The following is a 15,482-nucleotide window of genomic DNA, read 5'->3' as shown; positions in this document are numbered from 1 at the left end:
GACCGCTCGGCGCGGGCGACGGCGGCCCGGCCCGGCGCGGGCGGCCCGGCTCGGCGCGGGCGGCGGCGGCCCGGCGAGCGACGGGCTAAGCCGGGCGGCGACCCACTGCCACCAGGGCGGTGCCGCGGGTCGGGGCCAAGCGCTGCACGAAGATGAACGGCGCGGTACCGAGCTTCACGACGTTGCCGGCCAGCGAGCCCTTCGGCTGCAGCTGACGGCCGGAGCTGGCGGTGCGCTCCTCGATGCTCTCCTCGGCGCCCTCCGACACCGACTTACCCTGGCGACGGGTCGCGATCCGGTTCCGGGCGCCCTCCAGGATGTACCCGAGCGGCCAGCCGTACAGACGCACCTTGACGTCGACGAACCCGGCTTCGGTGAGCAACTCGGTCATCTGCTCGGCCGAGTACCGACGGAAGTGCCCGACCGCCTCGTCCCAGGCCCCCATCCGCTCCGGCCCGGCCGGCGTCGACAGCAGGATGTTGCCACCCGGCTTCACCAGCGGCGCCCACCCGGCGAGCGCAACCCGGTCGTCGTCGATGTGCTCGAGCACCTCGAACGCGCAGACCAGGTCGTAGGTCTCCCCCGCCGGCAACTGGGTGTGGTCACCGTTGATGACCTCGCCGCCGACCGGCGTGATCCGGGAGCTGGCGAGCGCGTACGACACCGGGTCCGGCTCCGCGGCGATGTAGCGCGGCGTCATCGTGGCCAGCCGGGCACCGAAGCCGCCGCCCCCGCACCCGAGCTCGAGAATCGTGGCCGGCTTGAGCCGCTCGACCGTCGGGCGAACCACCGACCAGCGCAGGTTGGCGCCGGGAGCCAGCGGCGGTGCGGTCGCGTCGGCCACGCTCTGAGCACTCATGGAGTTACTGTCCTTGTCTCGGAGATCATCGGGCGGGCGCCGGCTGCCGCACCCGGTCGAGCAGGCCGGCGACGACGCCGACCGCGGTGAAGTGTTCGAGCGCCCGCTCGTGCGCCTGCTTGCGGTAGCGGTCGAGCAGATCCCGGTCGTCGGCGAGCGTCCGCAGCGCGGCGGCCAGCGCCGGAGCGTCGCCCGGCGGAACGAACACCGCGGTGTCGCCGAGCATCGCCCGCTGCGGCGCGGTGTCCGACGTCAGCACCGCGCAGCCCGCGGCCGCGCCCTGGTACACCTTCGTCGGGACGACGTTCTGCGCCTTCGCGGTGGTTCCGAAGATGCCCAGGCTGACGTCGTGCCGGGCGACGAACGCGGGAAGCTCACCACCCTGCACCCAGTCGACCCAGGTGACGTTCGGGTTGGACGCGGCCCGCCGCCGACAGTCGTCGTGGTCCTGGCCCTTGCCCACCATCGTCACCGCGATGCGCGGGTCGTCGGCGAGTTCGGCCAGCGCGTCGCCGATGTAGGCGGTGCCGTGCAGCGGCGTGAACAGGCCGACGAAGACGACGCTGAGCTGCTCTCCCGAGGAAGGAGCGGCGCCGTACTGCTCGAACCACGGCTTCGTCGCACCGACCGGCGTGACGATCCCCCGCGGCTGCACGTCGGCAGGCAGAGCGTCGAGATGTTCGGGCGTGTCCACCAGCACGACGTCGGCGCTACCGAGGGCCTTGCGATCGATCCAGCGGAGCAGTTTCTGCTTGAACCCGCCGGAACCGGCCAGGCCGCGGTCGGTAGCGGTACCCGAGGCGGACACGAGGTGATCGAGGACGATCGGCGTCTTCCGGAACAGGAACCGGGCAAGCCGGACGTCGAAGTGGCCCAGGTAACCGACGAGCACCGCGTCGACGTCGCCGGACCGGCGGGCGCGACGCGCGCCGCTGATCAGGCGGGACCAACAGCGGCCGAGCTGCCACGCCAGGATCGGCAGCCGCCAGGGTTGGCGCAGCATCTGCACCCGACCGGCGGTGTCGAGCGGCAGTGGGTCGTTGACTTCGACGACTTCTTCCCCGGACTCGCGCAGCCCGTCGAGGAGCACGGCTACCCGGGGGTGCCGTTGCACGTCGTAAGTGCCGAAAGCCAGCCAGCGCACCGCGCCAGGCTACCGGGCCGGGCCTCCGAACCCCGAATCCCGTGCCTCCGCGGGTCCTCAGAGGAAGCCAAACCAGTGCCCTCGGGCAGATTCGAACTGCCGACACCCGCTTTAGGAGAGCGGTGCTCTATCCCCTGAGCTACGAGGGCGTGGCCGGCGCCGCCGCCGACCGCGTAGATCCGCCCACAGCCTATCGGTAAGGCGACCCTCGGCGTTCCGAGTATCCGGTCAATCGCGGCTGGTTGCGCCCCGGGTCAGGAACGCCAGCGCCAGCACGGACACCACCGCCGACACGACCATCACAATTGCCATCGGCACCGCCGTGCCCTCACCACCCAGTCCCACCAGCGGCGACACCACCGCGGCCAGCGCGAACTGACCCGCACCGATCACCGCCGACCCCGTTCCGGCAGCGGACGGCGTCTGCGCGATCGCCAGCGACGTCGCGTTCCCCATCACGAACCCCAGCGAGAAGATCGTCAGCCACAGCAGCACCAGCACCGACCAGAGCGCCAGCGTTCCCGTCACCGCCAACACGAAGAGCAGGAACGACCACGTGGCCAGCGATCCGAGGCCGAGCACCAGCAGCCGACGCGGTCCGAAACGCCCCACCAGCCGCGCGTTCAGCAGGCTTGCCACCGTCACGCCGGCCGCGTTCGCCGCGAACGCCACCGAGAACCAGCCCGACGACAGCCCGAACACCGTCTGCAGCACGAACGGCGACGCCGAGATGTACCCGAACAGCGTCCCGAACGAGAAGACGAACGCCAGCGTGTAGCCCAGGAACTGCCGGTTGCTCAGTACGGTCCGCGCCCCGCGGAACGTCGCCGCGAGCCCGCCGCCCTGGCGCGCGGAAGCCGGCAGCGACTCGCGCAGCACGAAGAACGACCCGGCCAGCATCACCAGCGCCAGCACGGTCAGCACGACGAACACACCGCGCCACCCGACCGGCCCCAGCAGCGCCCCACCGAGCAGCGGCGCCACCACGGGCGCGATGCCGCCGATCGTCATCAGCACCGAGAAGATCCGCGCCGCCGCCGCTCCGCGCACGGTGTCGGCCACGATCGCGCGTCCGAGCACCACGCCGGCTGCGCCGGCAAACCCCTGCAGGAACCGGAACGCGATCAGTGCACCCACGTTCGGCGCTACCGCGCACAATGCCGACGCGATGACGCACACCGCGGCACCGATGAGCAGTGGGCGGCGTCGACCCCAGCGGTCGGAGAGCGGGCCGATCACCAACTGGCCGATCGCGAGCCCGGCCATGAACGTCGTCAGCGTGAGCTGGACGCTCGCGGCGTCGGTGCCCAGCTCGTCGGCCATCGTCGGGAAGCCCGGCAGGTACATGTCGGTCGCGAGCGGCGCGATCGCCGACAGCAGCGCCAGCACCAACACCGCGAGCACCGGCAGCGAACGGGTCGCCGTTCTACCGGGACGGGTCTCCGTCCGAGAGGGCGGGGTGGAAAGTGAGGGCATCAGCGCAGCGCTCGTTTCGCAAAGCTTATGAGTTCATACATAAGCTAGTATCGACTCGTGTCCGGGGAGTCGATAGAGCCCGCGGCTGTGGCGCTCCTCTCAGGCGAACTCGCGGCTTTGCTGCACGACGTGTCGCGCCAGCTCAGAGCAGCCGCGCACGCCGAGGTGAACCTCGTCCCGCTGCCCGACTCCGAGCGCGACGTGCTCCGCTTCGTCGGCCGGCACCCGGGCGTCAGCGTGAGCACGGTGGCCCGCGAACTGCACATGAAGAGCAGTAACGTGAGCGCTGCGGTCCGGAGCCTCGTCGCCCGCGAGCTGATGACCCGCGACGCCGATCCCAGCGACCGTCGGATCGCCCGGCTGACCCTCACCGAGCAGGCGTACGACAACCTCGAACGCCTTCAGCGCGCCTGGAACACCCACCTCGACGCAGCGCTTAGCCGCGTCGAGCCGGGGTACAGGAGACAACTAGAGAGTTCGGTGCCCGCTTTGCGAGCGTTGGTACAGGTGTTGCGCGACCCCTAGGAGATCGGGTGGACGAATCTCTGCTCACTGACGCGGTCCGACCCGACGCCAAGCGCGCCCGGCGCAAGCTCGCCTTCCGCCGGACCGTGACCGTGATCCTGAGCATCGTGGTGCTGCTCGGTGCGCTCGGGTTCCTGGGGGTCCACTCCCGCACGGTCCGCGCGACCGCGAACGGTTACACGCTCACCGTCGAGTACGCCCAGGTGGCGCGGGCAGGCCTCGATGCTCCGTGGCGCGTCACCGTCCACAACCCCAACGGCTTCTCCGACGACGTCGAGCTCGCCGTCACCGCGGACTACTTCGAGATCTTCGAGACGCAGGGCTTCGTGCCCGAGCCGTCCAGCGAGACCGCGGACGGGGCGACTCGCTACCTGACGTTCGATCGCCCAGCCGGCACCGACTTCCGGCTGAGCTACGACGCCTACGTCCAGCCGTCCGCGCAGCGCGGAGCCGACGGGCGGGTGCAACTCGTGATCGGCGGCAAGCCGCAGACCCACGTCGACTTCCGTACCTGGCTCCTGCCGTGAAGGAACGCTGATGGAGATCGTCTACCGCGCATTGGTGATGTTCTTCTTCCTCTGGCTGATCACTCGTGCGGTCGGCCGGACGACGCTCGGCGAGCTGAGCACGTTCGAACTCCTGCTGTACGTGACGATGGGCGACCTGATCCAGCAGGCCGTCACGCAGCAGGACTACTCGGTGACGTCCGGGATCCTCGCGATCAGCGTGTTCGCACTGCTCACGATCACGCTGGGGTGGGTCCAGCGGCGCTTCCGGCGTAGCCGCCCGATCGTTCACGGCGTGCCCTACGTCGTCATCGAGAACGGGGAGCCGGTGCTGGAGACGATGCGGATGGAACGCCTGAGCATCGACGACCTGATCGGCGCCGCCCGGCAGGAGGGCTACGAGCGGTTCGCGGACATCAAGATGGCCGTGCTGGAGACCAACGGCCGGATCTCGTTCTTCGGCCGCGACGGGAGCGGTAAGAACGGTGCCGACGACCCGCCCGCGGTTGGCTGAACCCGCGCCTCCCTTGTGTGATGCTTCGCGGCAAAAGTGTGCTGTTGCACATGGTCCTTGCCGCCATCCCGCAGTATGGTTGGTTAGAGCAACTATTGAGGAGGCGACGATGGCGTCGCAGGAGGCCTGCGCTCAGCTGCTCGACCAGCTGCCCGCGATCGGCGAGATCAAGCGTCAGTTCCACCGGGTCGTACCGGCGGTCGGGAACAACGTCGGCGCGGCCGGAGCGATCCCCATGCTCGGAATCCTCGCCGCCGAGGGCGAGCAGCGCGCGAGCGACCTGGCCGAACGACTGCGGGTGGACCTGTCGGTGATCAGCCGCCAGGTGGCTGCGCTGATCGAGGCGGGGCTCGTCGCCCGCGCGACCGACCCGACCGACCGCCGTGTGCACCGGCTCGCGATCACCGACGCCGGTCTGGCGACGCTGCGCGCTCACCGCACGCAGATGGTCGAGTTGATCTCGCGAGGGCTCGACGACTGGTCCGACGACGATGTCGTCCGCTTCGCGGCGGGCCTGCGCCGTTTCGCCGATTCGGTCGCCGACGCCGTGACCCCGCCGCGCCTGACCGCCGCGCCGCCGATCGCGGTGTGACCCACCCGGCGTGTGCCGAGACGCCCCAAGGGGGTAACAGCACAGCATGCCCCTCGACGACTGGTTCCTCACCGCGGACGAGCGCGGCAACCCCTCGACGCGGCTCGATTCCCGGCACCCCGACGGCATCGCCTGGACGACCGGCAACGAGGTTCGTCCGCTCGTCCACGGATCCACGTACTTCGCCGACCTGCTGACGGCGATCGACGCAGCCCAGAAGGGCGACATCCTCTTCTTCACCGACTGGCGCGGCGACCCGGACGAAATCCTGGCCGAGCCCGACCGCACGGTCCGCTCCGTGCTCTCGGAGGCCGCCGAGAGGGGCGTCGTCGTCAAGGGCCTCGTCTGGCGCTCGCACCTCGACAAACTGCAGTTCAGCGCCGAAGAGAATCGCCACCTCGGCGTTGAGATCGAGGAAGCCGGCGGCGAGGTGCTGCTCGACATGCGCGTGCGCACCGGCGGCTCCCACCACCAGAAGTTCGTCGTCATCCGGCACCCCGGCGACCCGGAACAGGACATCGCCTACGTCGGCGGCATCGACCTCGGCCACAGCCGGCGCGACGACGCCGACCACCAGGGCGACCCTCAGGCCCAGCCGATGCCCGACGTCTACGGGGAGCGGCCGCCCTGGCACGACGTCCAGGTCGCGATGCGTGGCCCGGCCGTCGGAGACGTCGACACCGTCTTCCGAGAGCGCTGGGAAGACCCCAGCCCGCTCTCCAACAACCTGATGCGCGTCGCGCGTGACCGCCTCAGCCACCGGGACATCACGCCCGACCCGCTGCCCGAGCAGCCGCCGGACCCCGAGCCGCGCGGCACACAGGCCGTGCAGATCCTGCGCACCTACCCGCACCGACGGCGCAACAGCTACCCGTTCGCGCCCGGCGGTGAGCGCAGCATCGCCCGCGCCTACCTCAAAGCGCTCAAGCGGGCCCGCAAACTGATCTACCTCGAGGACCAGTACCTGTGGTCCGAGGACGTCGCCGCGTGCTTCGCCGAAGCGCTGAACAACAACCCTGATCTGCACCTGATCGCCGTCGTTCCGTCCTTTCCCGACCAGACCGGGCTTTCCACGACCGGCGAGAACCTCGGCCGCAACCGTGCGCTCGAGAAGTTCCGCGCCGTCGCGCCCGACCGCGTCGCCGTCTATGGGCCGGAGAACCGCGACGGCACGCCGGTCTACGTCCACGCGAAGGTCTGCGTGATCGACGACATCTGGGCGGTCGTGGGCTCCGACAACCTCAACCGCCGCTCCTGGACCTACGACTCCGAACTCACCTGCGCGGTGATCGACGAGGAACGTGACCAGCGCGAGCCGCAAGACCCCGCGGGGCTGGGCGACGGCGCACGGGTGTACGCCCGCGACCTGCGGCTCCTGCTCGCGGCCGAGCACCTGGAACTGCAAAAGCACCAGGTCGACGCTTTGAGCGACCCGGTGGCGGCGTTCCGCGCGTTCAAGGAGTCGGCCGAAGCTCTGGACGAGTGGCACAAGAACGGAAAGTCGGGTTCGCGCCCGCAGGGACGATTGCGTCCCTACACCCCGGCGAAACTCAAGCCCCTGTCCGGCTTCTGGGCCGACCCCCTGTACAAGTACCTCCTCGACCCGGACGGCCGCCCCCGCAAACTCCGCCGCAACGACGACTTCTGACCCGCCCGCTCGAAGCCAGCGGCAGCGTCGCCCCTGACGAGTTCTCGGGCGCTACGAACCGTGTCAGTTTTCTATTGACCGGTCTTTAGTTTATTTGTACGGTCATTTGCATGACCAAGTCCATCCACCAGGTGATCCGTGCGCAGCTCGAGGCCCGGATCATGTCCGGAGACCTCGAGCCAGGAGCAAAGGTCCCCACGGAGGCCGAGCTCCAGGCCGAGCACCGCGTCAGTCGGTCCGTGGCCCAGCGGGTGCTCAACGACCTGGCTCGCGATGGGTTGGTCGTACGCCGCAAGCGCCTGGGCACACACGTCGCAGACGGCGCCCGCCAGATCAACCTGATGCGATCGGTGGATCCGCGGCTGGACAGCGCGGGGCTACCCGGACAGATGTCGGTCGTATCAGCCGGCGTCCTCCCCGCCGAGCAGGCACGCGTGAAGTTGCCGGGCGTACCGGCGAGTGAGGCCGTGACCCAGCTCGTGCGGGTCCGGCGAGACCTGGACGGGAGCCCCATCGTCGTCGAAGTGGCCGCGATCCCGTTCCGGCTCGTACCGCGCCTGCTCGACGAGAATCTCGAGACCGTGTCCGTACGCGCCTACTTCGCCGACACCGACGTGCCGATCGCGAAGTCGCGAATGTACTTCGAGCCGGTCCTGCTCGACGACGAATACGCCGGATTGCTGGAAATCGAGCCAGGTCAAGCCGCTCTGCTCCGGCGCCGACTGATGTGGCAACCGAACGGCCAGCTCGCCGAATCCACCGCCTACTACCTCAGGCCCGGCGCGCTGGAGTTCTACATCGAATACACCGACCACAACGACTGACGCGGTTCCATTCACCCCGAGGAGGCAACAGTGAAGCGTGCCGCGAGTTGGGCCGTGGCCTGCGTGATTGCCATTGGCACGCTCAGCGCCTGTGCCAATCCGACAACAGGCTCGCAGCAACAGGCCGGAGCTGCCGACATCGTTGGCTCCGTCAAGAAGGACGAGGCCATCGCCGCACTGGTGCCAGAGCGGATCAAAAATCAGGGCCACTTCACCGTCTCCATCAACCCCGACGTCACACCCATCAAGTTCGTCGACGACGAAGGCAAGATCGCCGGCCTGAACCCCGACCTGCTCAGGGCCGCTGGAAAGATCATGGGAGTGGAGGTCCGATTCCAGCAGGGCACCTTCGACGCCATGGTTCCCGGGCTGGAGTCCAAGCGTTACGACGCCATCGCCTCGATCGCGGACTTCGTCGAGCGGCAGACCAAGATCGACTTCATCGACTACCTGCAGAACGGCACCGCCGTCATCGCCGCCAAAGGCTTCGAGCAGGACAGCGTCACCCGCGAGAAGATGTGTGGCTTGAGTGTCGGCTACGCCCGTGGAACCTCGCAGCAAGGAAGCCTGGAGACGATTTCACGAGACTGCGTCGCACGTCGGCTGCCCGAGCTGAAGATCAACGGCTACCAGGATTCGGCGGCCGGAATCCTTTCGGTCAAGAGCGGAGAGGCCGACGCCTTCTGGGGCGATCTCCCACAGATGGCCTACAACACGCAGACCAGCCCTGAGCTCTTCAAAATCATCTTCCAGGAAAAGGGCAGCGTGGTGGGGATCGGCATCCGTAAAGACGACCCCCAACTACGCGACGCCCTGCGCGGCGCGCTGTTGAAGCTGGTCGATGACGGCGTCTACGAGGCCCTCCTGAAGCAGTGGAAGTTAGTGGGTTTCGGCATCCCCGAGATGCCCGTCAACAGCAAGAACAGCTTGGCGAAGCGCTGACCGATGACGACGACGACCCGACCGGACCCCGCCACTCTCGCGTCCCTGCCCATCAGGCCTCGTCCCCGGATCGCGCACTGGGTCAGCATGGCTTTCGCGATCTACGTCGCGCTGGTGGCCTTCCGCTTCTTCGTTTTCAACGACAACTGGCAATGGGACGTCGTCGCCTCGTACCTGTTCAGCCAGGTGGTGATCGACGACCTGCTCCACACGATCTACCTGACGGTGCTCACGACCGTCCTCGGACTGGTCCTGGGGGTTTTGACGACGATCTGCCGCATGTCGTCACTGGCCGTACTGCGGACCTTCGCCCTCTTGTACATCTGGGCGATGCGGGCGATGCCGCCCCTCGTCATGCTGCTCGTCGTCTTCTTCTTCGGCGCCCTCGTCCCTACGATCGACATCGGCATTCCCTTCGGGCCCAGCTTCGCTCACATCCCTGCGAACGACCTGATCAGTCGCTTCAGTGCGGCGATCATCGGGCTCGCGATCTATCTCGGCGCGTACTCGGCCGAGATTCTGCGCACCGGAGTCCTGGCACTGCACGCCGGCCAGTTCGAGGCGTGCAAATCTCTCGGGCTACCGCCCGTTCTGGCCTATCAGAAGATCCTCGGTCCTCAGCTGATCCGAGTGATCACACCGTCTCTTGCCAATGAGGTCATCACGATCTTCAAAAGCACCTCGCTGGTGTCGGTCATCGGGTACGCCGAGTTGCTGACGACGGTCCAGACGATCTACGCCCGCAATTTCCAAACCATCCCGCTGCTGACAGTCGCAGTCTTCTGGTACCTGGTTCTCACCAGCATCGCAATGTTCGGCCAGGCCCGACTCGAAAAGCGATACGCGCGCGGGTTCACACGTCGCACCATCGCCCACGCGAAGGGATCCCAGTGACACCGCCGCTGCTGCAACTGATCGAGGTAAGCAAGCACTTCGGGTCGTTGAAGGCGGTCGACCGGGTCAGCCTGGACATCGACACCGGATCGGTCACGTGCATCGTCGGGCCTTCGGGATCCGGCAAGAGCACCTTGCTCCGGACGGTCAACATGCTCGAGGACATCGACTCCGGCGCGATCCTGTTCAAAGGCGAAATGATCGGCCACGAACTCCGCGGCGGTCACCGGGTCCCCGTCTCCAAGGGCACTGCCAGACGCCAGACGCTCCACTTCGGAATGGTGTTCCAGCACTTCAACCTCTTTCCGCACTACACCGCGCTGGAGAACGTGACCATCGCGCCGGTGCTCACACGCAGAGCCACCAAGGCCGAGGCCCGCGAAACCGCGCTGCGAATGTTGGAACAGGTCGGCCTGTCGGAACGCAAAGACCACTACCCGAGCGAGCTCTCCGGCGGGCAACAGCAGCGCGTAGCCATCGCCCGCGCACTGGCGATGGAACCGGAGATCCTCTTGTTCGACGAGCCGACGTCTGCCCTGGACCCCGAATTGGTCAACGAGGTGCTGGCCGTCATGCGGGGCCTGGCCGAGCACGGATCCACGATGCTCATCGTCACCCACGAGATGCGCTTCGCTGAGGAGGTTGCCGACGAGCTCGTCATGATGGATGCGGGGAGAGTCGTCGAGCGCGGGCGCCCCACTGACGTCCTGCACAGCCCCACAGCGTCGCGAGCCAAGAAGTTCTTCGCCAGCGTCGGAACGCTCTCGTCGTGAAAGGTTCTCGCACCGTGCGGCACGAAGTCATCATCGTCGGAGCCGGCGTCCTCGGCTGTGCTCTCGCGGACGAGCTCACCCGGCGAGGGGCCGCGGTCACCCTCGTCGACGCGGCCGAAGCCGGATCAGGGACCAGCGCGGCAACCTTCGCCTGGATCAACTCGAACAACAAGACACCCGAGTCCTACCGACGGCTCAACGTTCTGGGCATCGAGGCGCACGAGCGTGCTGCCCGCACGCGCGGCGGTCAGCGCTGGTTCCACCAGTCAGGCACTGTCCAGCTCGCCCACACCCCCGAGCAGATGGACGCCCTGAGGCAGAAGGTGGGGCGGTTCGTCGACGACGATTACGCCGCTGAACTGCTCACCCCAGCCGAAGTGCTCGAACTCGAACCGTCCCTGTCGGCCCACGGCCTCGTCGGAGGCGCCCGCTACGCCCGGGAGGGCTGGATCGACGTCCCGACCATGTGCCTGACTCTGCTGCAGCGGGCCGTCGCCGCAGGAGCTGTTTTCCTTCCTCACCACCGCGTCGACGACGTGCGAGCCGGACAGGTCGTCACCAGTCGACGTGACCTCCGCGCCGACACCGTCATTCTCGCCGCGGGCAACGGCTCCCGAGCGATTCTGGGCCGCGACGGAATCGACTTCCCGATAGTGGATCCGACCACGAACGTCGGCTCCATCGGTACTCCACGCGCGAGCGTTGGAATCATCAGCACCACCGCACCCGTCGACGCGGGCATCACGCACATGGTCCGGGCCGACGGAATCGCTCTTCGGCCGGCCCGGAACGGCGGCATCACCTATGCCGACCACCCCACCGGTGGGGAATGGGAGGTCGACGACCCGCGTATCTGGACGGTACCCGCGCTGCTGCTCGATCGGGTCCGGCAACTGTTCCCCGCTCTGAAGGACACCCCGACGCAGACCGTGAGCCTGGGCACTCGCGTGCTTCCCGTGGACGGGCTCACGATCGCCGACTGGGTCGACCCGGAACGCCGAACCTATGCCGTCGCGACCCACAGCGGCGTCACGCTCGCGGCTCATCTCGCCGAGGTCGTCGCACAGGAAGTACTCACCGGTCGACGGGACGAATCCCTCAGCGACTTCGGGCTGTCCCGATTCGCGAAGGCGTAGCGCTTCCAAGCGGTCAGAAATCGAGAAGCGTCCGAGCCATCGGCCTGGACGGGCTCGTCGAGGTCCGTTCCTCGGACTCCCCGACGAGTGGATTCCGAGGGTTCACGGTGTCACTCGTGCTGATCGGCGTCGAGAACGTCGGTGCGACGAAGCGGTGTCGATCGCGTCGAGGGCAGCGGTTCTCACCGCCTCGCGATCGTCGCCGAGGCGGGTTCGTTCACCGACCCGAACGGGTTCGCCTGGGAGACCGCGTAGCTCCGCACCACCGTGAATTGTTCGACGGTGAGGAACGACGGGTTGGAGCCCTGGGGCTGGCGGAAGACCTCGAGGTCGGCGAGGCGAGGGTCGGCGCGGAGTTCGGATCGTGGCACCCGCTCGGACGGCGGTGCGATCGTCAGGTCGAGCGGAACGTGCCAGGATTCGTCTTCGCCGAGGAACGGCTCGGCGGTCAGGTGGCCGATGCCCCAGACTCCCGCCCGCGATCCGCTGGCCCAGAAGACGACCGGCTGGCCCGCCCGCATGAGGCGGGTGCGGTAGCCCGGGCGGACGCACCACTGGTCGACGTGCGGATCGACGGCGAAACGGCCGGTGAGATCGACGCGGTCCGCGTTGCCCTTGAGCATCCACGCACCGAGGTTTTCCAGAGTTACCGCAGCCACCGTATTAGTGTCCCGGACGTGAGTGAGTACCTCGCGCTGGTCGCGTGCGGCGCCCCGCTGGCAGCCCGCGTGCACGAAGTTGCCGAAGCGGCGCAAGACAGCGGATGGCGCGTGCGGGTGGTCGCCACGGCAAGCGCACTGAACTGGGTAGACGCCGGAGAGGTGCAGCGGGTCACGGGGCACGCTCCGCTGGTCGAGCAGCGGCGGCCCGGGGAGCCGAAGCGGTTTCCTACGCCCGGGCATGTCGTCGTGTGTCCGGCGACGTTCAACTCGGTCAACAAGTTGGCCAGCGGGATCATGGACAACTATGCGGCTGGGCTGGTGTGTGAGGCGTTGGCTAGTGGCACGCCGATCACTGTTGTTCCGATGGTCAGTGACGCGTTGTGGGGGCATCCGGCGTTCGAGCCTCATCTCGCCGTGTTGAGGGGTGCGGGCGTCACTTTCGTCGATCCGCAGACCGGTCGCCGCGACGATCCCCGCCCTACGGATGCCGGCACCGGCGAAGCCATCGCCGCCGCGTTCGACCCGGCCTGGGCAGTCCCGACGCGTCCAGCCTGACCGCCTCCAGCGCGACCGCGTCCAGCGCGACCGGGGCTAGCGCGGCCGGGGCTGGGACGGGTAGCGCAGGGCGTAGCGGCTCGGGGGTTCGCCGAGGATTGCTGTGAAGTCTCGGCTGAGGTGGGCCTGGTCGGCGTAGCCGAGTTCGAAGGCCAGGGACGCCCAGTCGATGGGCGTGCCTGCTTCCAGGCGGGACGTGATCTCGGCGAGTCGGTAGCGCCGGATGCACCATTTCGGGCCGAGGCCGACGTGTTCGGCGAAGAGGCGTTGGAGGTAGCGCACGCCCACGTCGAGCCGGGTCGCGAGCGCCTCGACCCGCATGAGCTCCGGCTCCGCCGCGATCAGTTCGACGGCGTCCCGAGCGGCGGCGGCCGCGTCATCCATCACCGGTAGCGCACCGCGCAGAAGCCCCTCCACTGCAACAGCATCCGCACCGGCCGATACGGCCAACGCCTCAGCATCGGCCGCCGCAGAGGCGACGGTGAGAGCTAGGTCGTGGGTGAAGATGGACGCCGCTGGTACGGACTGGTCGGTCAACCTCGAGACCGGGACGGTCAGGAAAGGGCGGAAGGCGCCGGGACGGAAGGCCACGCCGAACACCCGGCCCGTGCCCGAGAGCGAACGGTGGGAGAAACGGCGGGCAGGCCCGCGCACCACGCCCGGCGACGACCCCACGAACGACAGGTGCACGTTCACGTGCGGGGGCAGCAACTGCCGAAACGGCTCCTGCCCTCGCAGATCCCACTCCACCGCCCAATAGTGGGCAACGAACGGCACCAGATCAGCCGACGGCGACCCGTACCAGTGGGTCTGGAACTCAGCCCACCGACCTCGCTGGCCCCGCGTGTCCACGTCGACAGCGTCGCATTTTTTCAAGACACCATTCGTAGCGTGGGAAGCATGCACACCCTGATCGCCGAAACCGCCGGCCCCACGCGCGACGTCATCCGGAACCTCCGCGACGACCAGCTCAGCGCGCCCACGCCGTGCAGCGAGTACGACGTCCGGGCGCTGGTGAACCATCTGCTTCAGTGGGGGCCGCCGCTCGTCGGTGCCGCGCGCAAGCAGGAGGTGGCCCCGGTTGAGCCGGACGCGGACTGGCGGAAGGCGCTGGACGCCCACTTCGACGAGCTCGTCGAGGTGTGGAGCGCGCCCGAGGCCTGGCAGGGGACGACCCGCATGGGCGCCCCGGTGGAGATGCCCGCGCCGATGATCGGCGGGATGGTGCTCGGTGAGGTCGTTCTCCACGGCTGGGACCTGGCCCGAGCCACCGGTCAGTCGCCGACCTGGTCCGACACCACAGTGATCCCCATCCTCGAGGGCGTCCGAGCCACCGCCGAGATGGGCCGCGAAATGGGCGTCTACGGCCCTGAGGTGCCCGTCCCCACCGACGCCCCACCCCTGGACCGCCTCCTCGGCCTCACCGGCCGAAACCCCACGTGGTCACCCGCCTGACCGCACCCGCGGCTGGCGGCCGCGACCAGCCGGCGCGAAACACTCAACCGTGGCTGTTCGCCGCCGCCATGATCATGATCATCCGGCGGCGGCGCTGCCGCGCCAGCAACGCGAACGCCGCCGTCATCGCAACCAGGTCCCGGTGCGCCCACTCCCCCGTCACCTCGACCGACGTCGACTTCCGCAGAAAGCCTTCTTCGCGGACGTCGATCCGCGCGCCGTTCCGAACGACGCTCACCGACCGCCGAGTGACCTCCCAGCCCGCCGGCCCGTCCGGCAGCACGGCCCCGGACGGACCCAGCTGCACCGCTCCAGCGGAGACGGCCAGGCGCCGAAAACTCGACACCGAGACCGGCCACGTGCGACCAGCCAGCGAGATAGACCCGTGCCGCGGCGACCGACCCAACTGAACCGTCGAGTCCCCGAGTGTGTACGTCCGTCGATGCTTCGTCAGAACAGCCATGCCCCGAGTGTCAGCCGACACCAGAACCCAGTCATCGCCCCGAAGGCGAATCCCATTACGACGAAAGTCGCAGGCACTCCGGGCACACGCCCCAGAACACCACTTCAGCCTCGTCCACGGCGAACCCGTGCGAGTCCGTCGGCACCAGACAGGACGCCGACCCGACCACGCAGTCCACGTCGACGATCGCCCCGCAGGTGCGGCACACGAGGTGGTGATGGTTGTCACCGACTCGCGCCTCGTAGACCGCAGCGGAACCAGCCGGTTCGATCCGCCTCGTCAGCCCCACCGCGGTGAGCGCGTCCAACACGTCGTAGACACCCTGCGTCGAGATCGTGACACCGTGCTCCCGCACCCACCGGGCGACGGCGTCGGCGGTCACGTGCGGCTGAATGCGCAGCGCATCCAGCACGGACGCCCGCTGCGCGGTGACCCGCAGCCCGGCGTCGCGCAGCTGAGCGCGGGTGTTGTCATCGGCCACCCATCCAGGGTAACTGGAACGAATCAAGTTCTG

19 protein-coding genes and 1 tRNA gene are annotated in these 15,482 nt (G+C 68.3%); 12 read left to right on the top strand and 8 right to left on the bottom strand.

What is annotated here, in order from left to right:
- Window positions 1–85: 85 nt before the first annotated feature.
- From ACGFY5_RS03900 to ACGFY5_RS03885, 4 genes are all read right to left on the bottom strand, one after another.
- Complete coding sequence (locus tag ACGFY5_RS03900) at window positions 86–859, bottom strand: class I SAM-dependent methyltransferase (RefSeq protein WP_392717021.1); 774 nt, start codon at window positions 857–859, stop codon at window positions 86–88.
- A gap of 25 nt (window positions 860–884) precedes the next feature.
- The gene (locus ACGFY5_RS03895; RefSeq protein ID WP_392717019.1) at window positions 885–2,003 is read right to left on the bottom strand and encodes a glycosyltransferase; all 1,119 of its coding nucleotides are present in this window, start codon (window positions 2,001–2,003) and stop codon (window positions 885–887) included.
- Between the two features lie 76 nt (window positions 2,004–2,079).
- A tRNA-Arg gene (locus tag ACGFY5_RS03890) sits at window positions 2,080–2,152 on the bottom strand.
- 79 nt (window positions 2,153–2,231) lie between these two features.
- Window positions 2,232–3,479, bottom strand: coding sequence for a multidrug effflux MFS transporter (locus ACGFY5_RS03885; protein WP_392717017.1), 1,248 nt, complete (start codon window positions 3,477–3,479; stop codon window positions 2,232–2,234).
- Window positions 3,480–3,566: 87 nt separating this feature from the next.
- On the opposite strand from ACGFY5_RS03885, the gene ACGFY5_RS03880 reads away from it, so the two are divergent.
- From ACGFY5_RS03880 to ACGFY5_RS03835, 10 genes are all read left to right on the top strand, one after another.
- Window positions 3,567–4,004 (top strand): MarR family winged helix-turn-helix transcriptional regulator, encoded by a 438-nt coding sequence (locus ACGFY5_RS03880; protein WP_392717015.1) that lies wholly within the window; start codon window positions 3,567–3,569, stop codon window positions 4,002–4,004.
- 8 nt (window positions 4,005–4,012) lie between these two features.
- The gene (locus ACGFY5_RS03875) at window positions 4,013–4,531 is read left to right on the top strand and encodes a hypothetical protein (RefSeq protein WP_392717013.1); all 519 of its coding nucleotides are present in this window, start codon (window positions 4,013–4,015) and stop codon (window positions 4,529–4,531) included.
- Between the two features lie 10 nt (window positions 4,532–4,541).
- Complete coding sequence (locus ACGFY5_RS03870; protein WP_392717011.1) at window positions 4,542–5,024, top strand: DUF421 domain-containing protein; 483 nt, start codon at window positions 4,542–4,544, stop codon at window positions 5,022–5,024.
- A 109-nt stretch (window positions 5,025–5,133) separates the two neighbouring features.
- Window positions 5,134–5,616, top strand: a complete 483-nt coding sequence (locus tag ACGFY5_RS03865) for a MarR family winged helix-turn-helix transcriptional regulator (RefSeq protein WP_392717009.1) — start codon at window positions 5,134–5,136, stop codon at window positions 5,614–5,616.
- Between the two features lie 46 nt (window positions 5,617–5,662).
- Window positions 5,663–7,264 (top strand): phospholipase D family protein, encoded by a 1,602-nt coding sequence (locus ACGFY5_RS03860; RefSeq protein WP_392717007.1) that lies wholly within the window; start codon window positions 5,663–5,665, stop codon window positions 7,262–7,264.
- 110 nt (window positions 7,265–7,374) lie between these two features.
- Entirely contained in the window at window positions 7,375–8,088 is a 714-nt protein-coding gene (locus ACGFY5_RS03855; RefSeq protein WP_392717005.1) for a GntR family transcriptional regulator, read from the top strand.
- 30 nt (window positions 8,089–8,118) lie between these two features.
- Window positions 8,119–9,030, top strand: a complete 912-nt coding sequence (locus ACGFY5_RS03850; RefSeq protein WP_392717003.1) for an ABC transporter substrate-binding protein — start codon at window positions 8,119–8,121, stop codon at window positions 9,028–9,030.
- An 87-nt stretch (window positions 9,031–9,117) separates the two neighbouring features.
- Window positions 9,118–9,924, top strand: coding sequence for an amino acid ABC transporter permease (locus ACGFY5_RS03845; RefSeq protein ID WP_392717001.1), 807 nt, complete (start codon window positions 9,118–9,120; stop codon window positions 9,922–9,924).
- Window positions 9,921–10,697 (top strand): amino acid ABC transporter ATP-binding protein, encoded by a 777-nt coding sequence (locus tag ACGFY5_RS03840; RefSeq protein ID WP_392716999.1) that lies wholly within the window; start codon window positions 9,921–9,923, stop codon window positions 10,695–10,697. The genes ACGFY5_RS03845 and ACGFY5_RS03840 overlap by 4 nt, the downstream gene beginning before the upstream one ends.
- A 14-nt stretch (window positions 10,698–10,711) precedes the next feature.
- Window positions 10,712–11,833, top strand: coding sequence for an NAD(P)/FAD-dependent oxidoreductase (locus ACGFY5_RS03835; protein WP_392716997.1), 1,122 nt, complete (start codon window positions 10,712–10,714; stop codon window positions 11,831–11,833).
- 182 nt (window positions 11,834–12,015) lie between these two features.
- Here the strand turns inward: ACGFY5_RS03835 and ACGFY5_RS03830 are convergent, their stop codons facing one another.
- Window positions 12,016–12,492 (bottom strand): hypothetical protein, encoded by a 477-nt coding sequence (locus tag ACGFY5_RS03830; RefSeq protein ID WP_392716995.1) that lies wholly within the window; start codon window positions 12,490–12,492, stop codon window positions 12,016–12,018.
- 18 nt (window positions 12,493–12,510) lie between these two features.
- On the opposite strand from ACGFY5_RS03830, the gene ACGFY5_RS03825 reads away from it, so the two are divergent.
- Complete coding sequence (locus tag ACGFY5_RS03825) at window positions 12,511–13,050, top strand: flavoprotein (RefSeq protein ID WP_392716993.1); 540 nt, start codon at window positions 12,511–12,513, stop codon at window positions 13,048–13,050.
- A gap of 36 nt (window positions 13,051–13,086) precedes the next feature.
- Here ACGFY5_RS03825 and ACGFY5_RS03820 read toward each other — a convergent pair whose 3' ends face one another.
- Window positions 13,087–13,902, bottom strand: a complete 816-nt coding sequence (locus tag ACGFY5_RS03820; RefSeq protein WP_392716991.1) for a DUF6597 domain-containing transcriptional factor — start codon at window positions 13,900–13,902, stop codon at window positions 13,087–13,089.
- A 48-nt stretch (window positions 13,903–13,950) separates the two neighbouring features.
- Between ACGFY5_RS03820 and ACGFY5_RS03815 the strand changes: the two genes are divergently transcribed.
- Window positions 13,951–14,505, top strand: a complete 555-nt coding sequence (locus ACGFY5_RS03815) for a TIGR03086 family metal-binding protein (RefSeq protein WP_392716989.1) — start codon at window positions 13,951–13,953, stop codon at window positions 14,503–14,505.
- Between the two features lie 43 nt (window positions 14,506–14,548).
- Here the strand turns inward: ACGFY5_RS03815 and ACGFY5_RS03810 are convergent, their stop codons facing one another.
- Window positions 14,549–14,968, bottom strand: coding sequence for a hypothetical protein (locus tag ACGFY5_RS03810; RefSeq protein ID WP_392716987.1), 420 nt, complete (start codon window positions 14,966–14,968; stop codon window positions 14,549–14,551).
- A 55-nt stretch (window positions 14,969–15,023) separates the two neighbouring features.
- Window positions 15,024–15,449: a Fur family transcriptional regulator gene (locus tag ACGFY5_RS03805; RefSeq protein ID WP_392716985.1), complete on the bottom strand. Its 426-nt coding sequence runs from the start codon at window positions 15,447–15,449 to the stop codon at window positions 15,024–15,026.
- Window positions 15,450–15,482 lie beyond the last annotated feature (33 nt).

Origin of the sequence: Cryptosporangium sp. NPDC048952 (genome assembly GCF_043197895.1) — a bacterium.
GTDB lineage: Bacteria > Actinomycetota > Actinomycetes > Mycobacteriales > Cryptosporangiaceae > Cryptosporangium.
Note: the sequence above shows the minus strand (reverse complement) of the source record. Positions and strands in the feature narration are given on the sequence as shown.

Coding starts and splice junctions, on each gene's coding strand:
- ACGFY5_RS03900 (WP_392717021.1), bottom strand. CDS start 859: ATGAGTGCTCAGAGCGTGGCCGACGCGACCGCACCGCCGCTGGCTCCC.
- ACGFY5_RS03885 (WP_392717017.1), bottom strand. CDS start 3,479: ATGCCCTCACTTTCCACCCCGCCCTCTCGGACGGAGACCCGTCCCGGT.
- ACGFY5_RS03870 (WP_392717011.1), top strand. CDS start 4,542: ATGGAGATCGTCTACCGCGCATTGGTGATGTTCTTCTTCCTCTGGCTG.
- ACGFY5_RS03865 (WP_392717009.1), top strand. CDS start 5,134: ATGGCGTCGCAGGAGGCCTGCGCTCAGCTGCTCGACCAGCTGCCCGCG.
- ACGFY5_RS03860 (WP_392717007.1), top strand. CDS start 5,663: ATGCCCCTCGACGACTGGTTCCTCACCGCGGACGAGCGCGGCAACCCC.
- ACGFY5_RS03855 (WP_392717005.1), top strand. CDS start 7,375: ATGACCAAGTCCATCCACCAGGTGATCCGTGCGCAGCTCGAGGCCCGG.
- ACGFY5_RS03845 (WP_392717001.1), top strand. CDS start 9,118: ATGGCTTTCGCGATCTACGTCGCGCTGGTGGCCTTCCGCTTCTTCGTT.
- ACGFY5_RS03815 (WP_392716989.1), top strand. CDS start 13,951: ATGCACACCCTGATCGCCGAAACCGCCGGCCCCACGCGCGACGTCATC.
- ACGFY5_RS03810 (WP_392716987.1), bottom strand. CDS start 14,968: ATGGCTGTTCTGACGAAGCATCGACGGACGTACACACTCGGGGACTCG.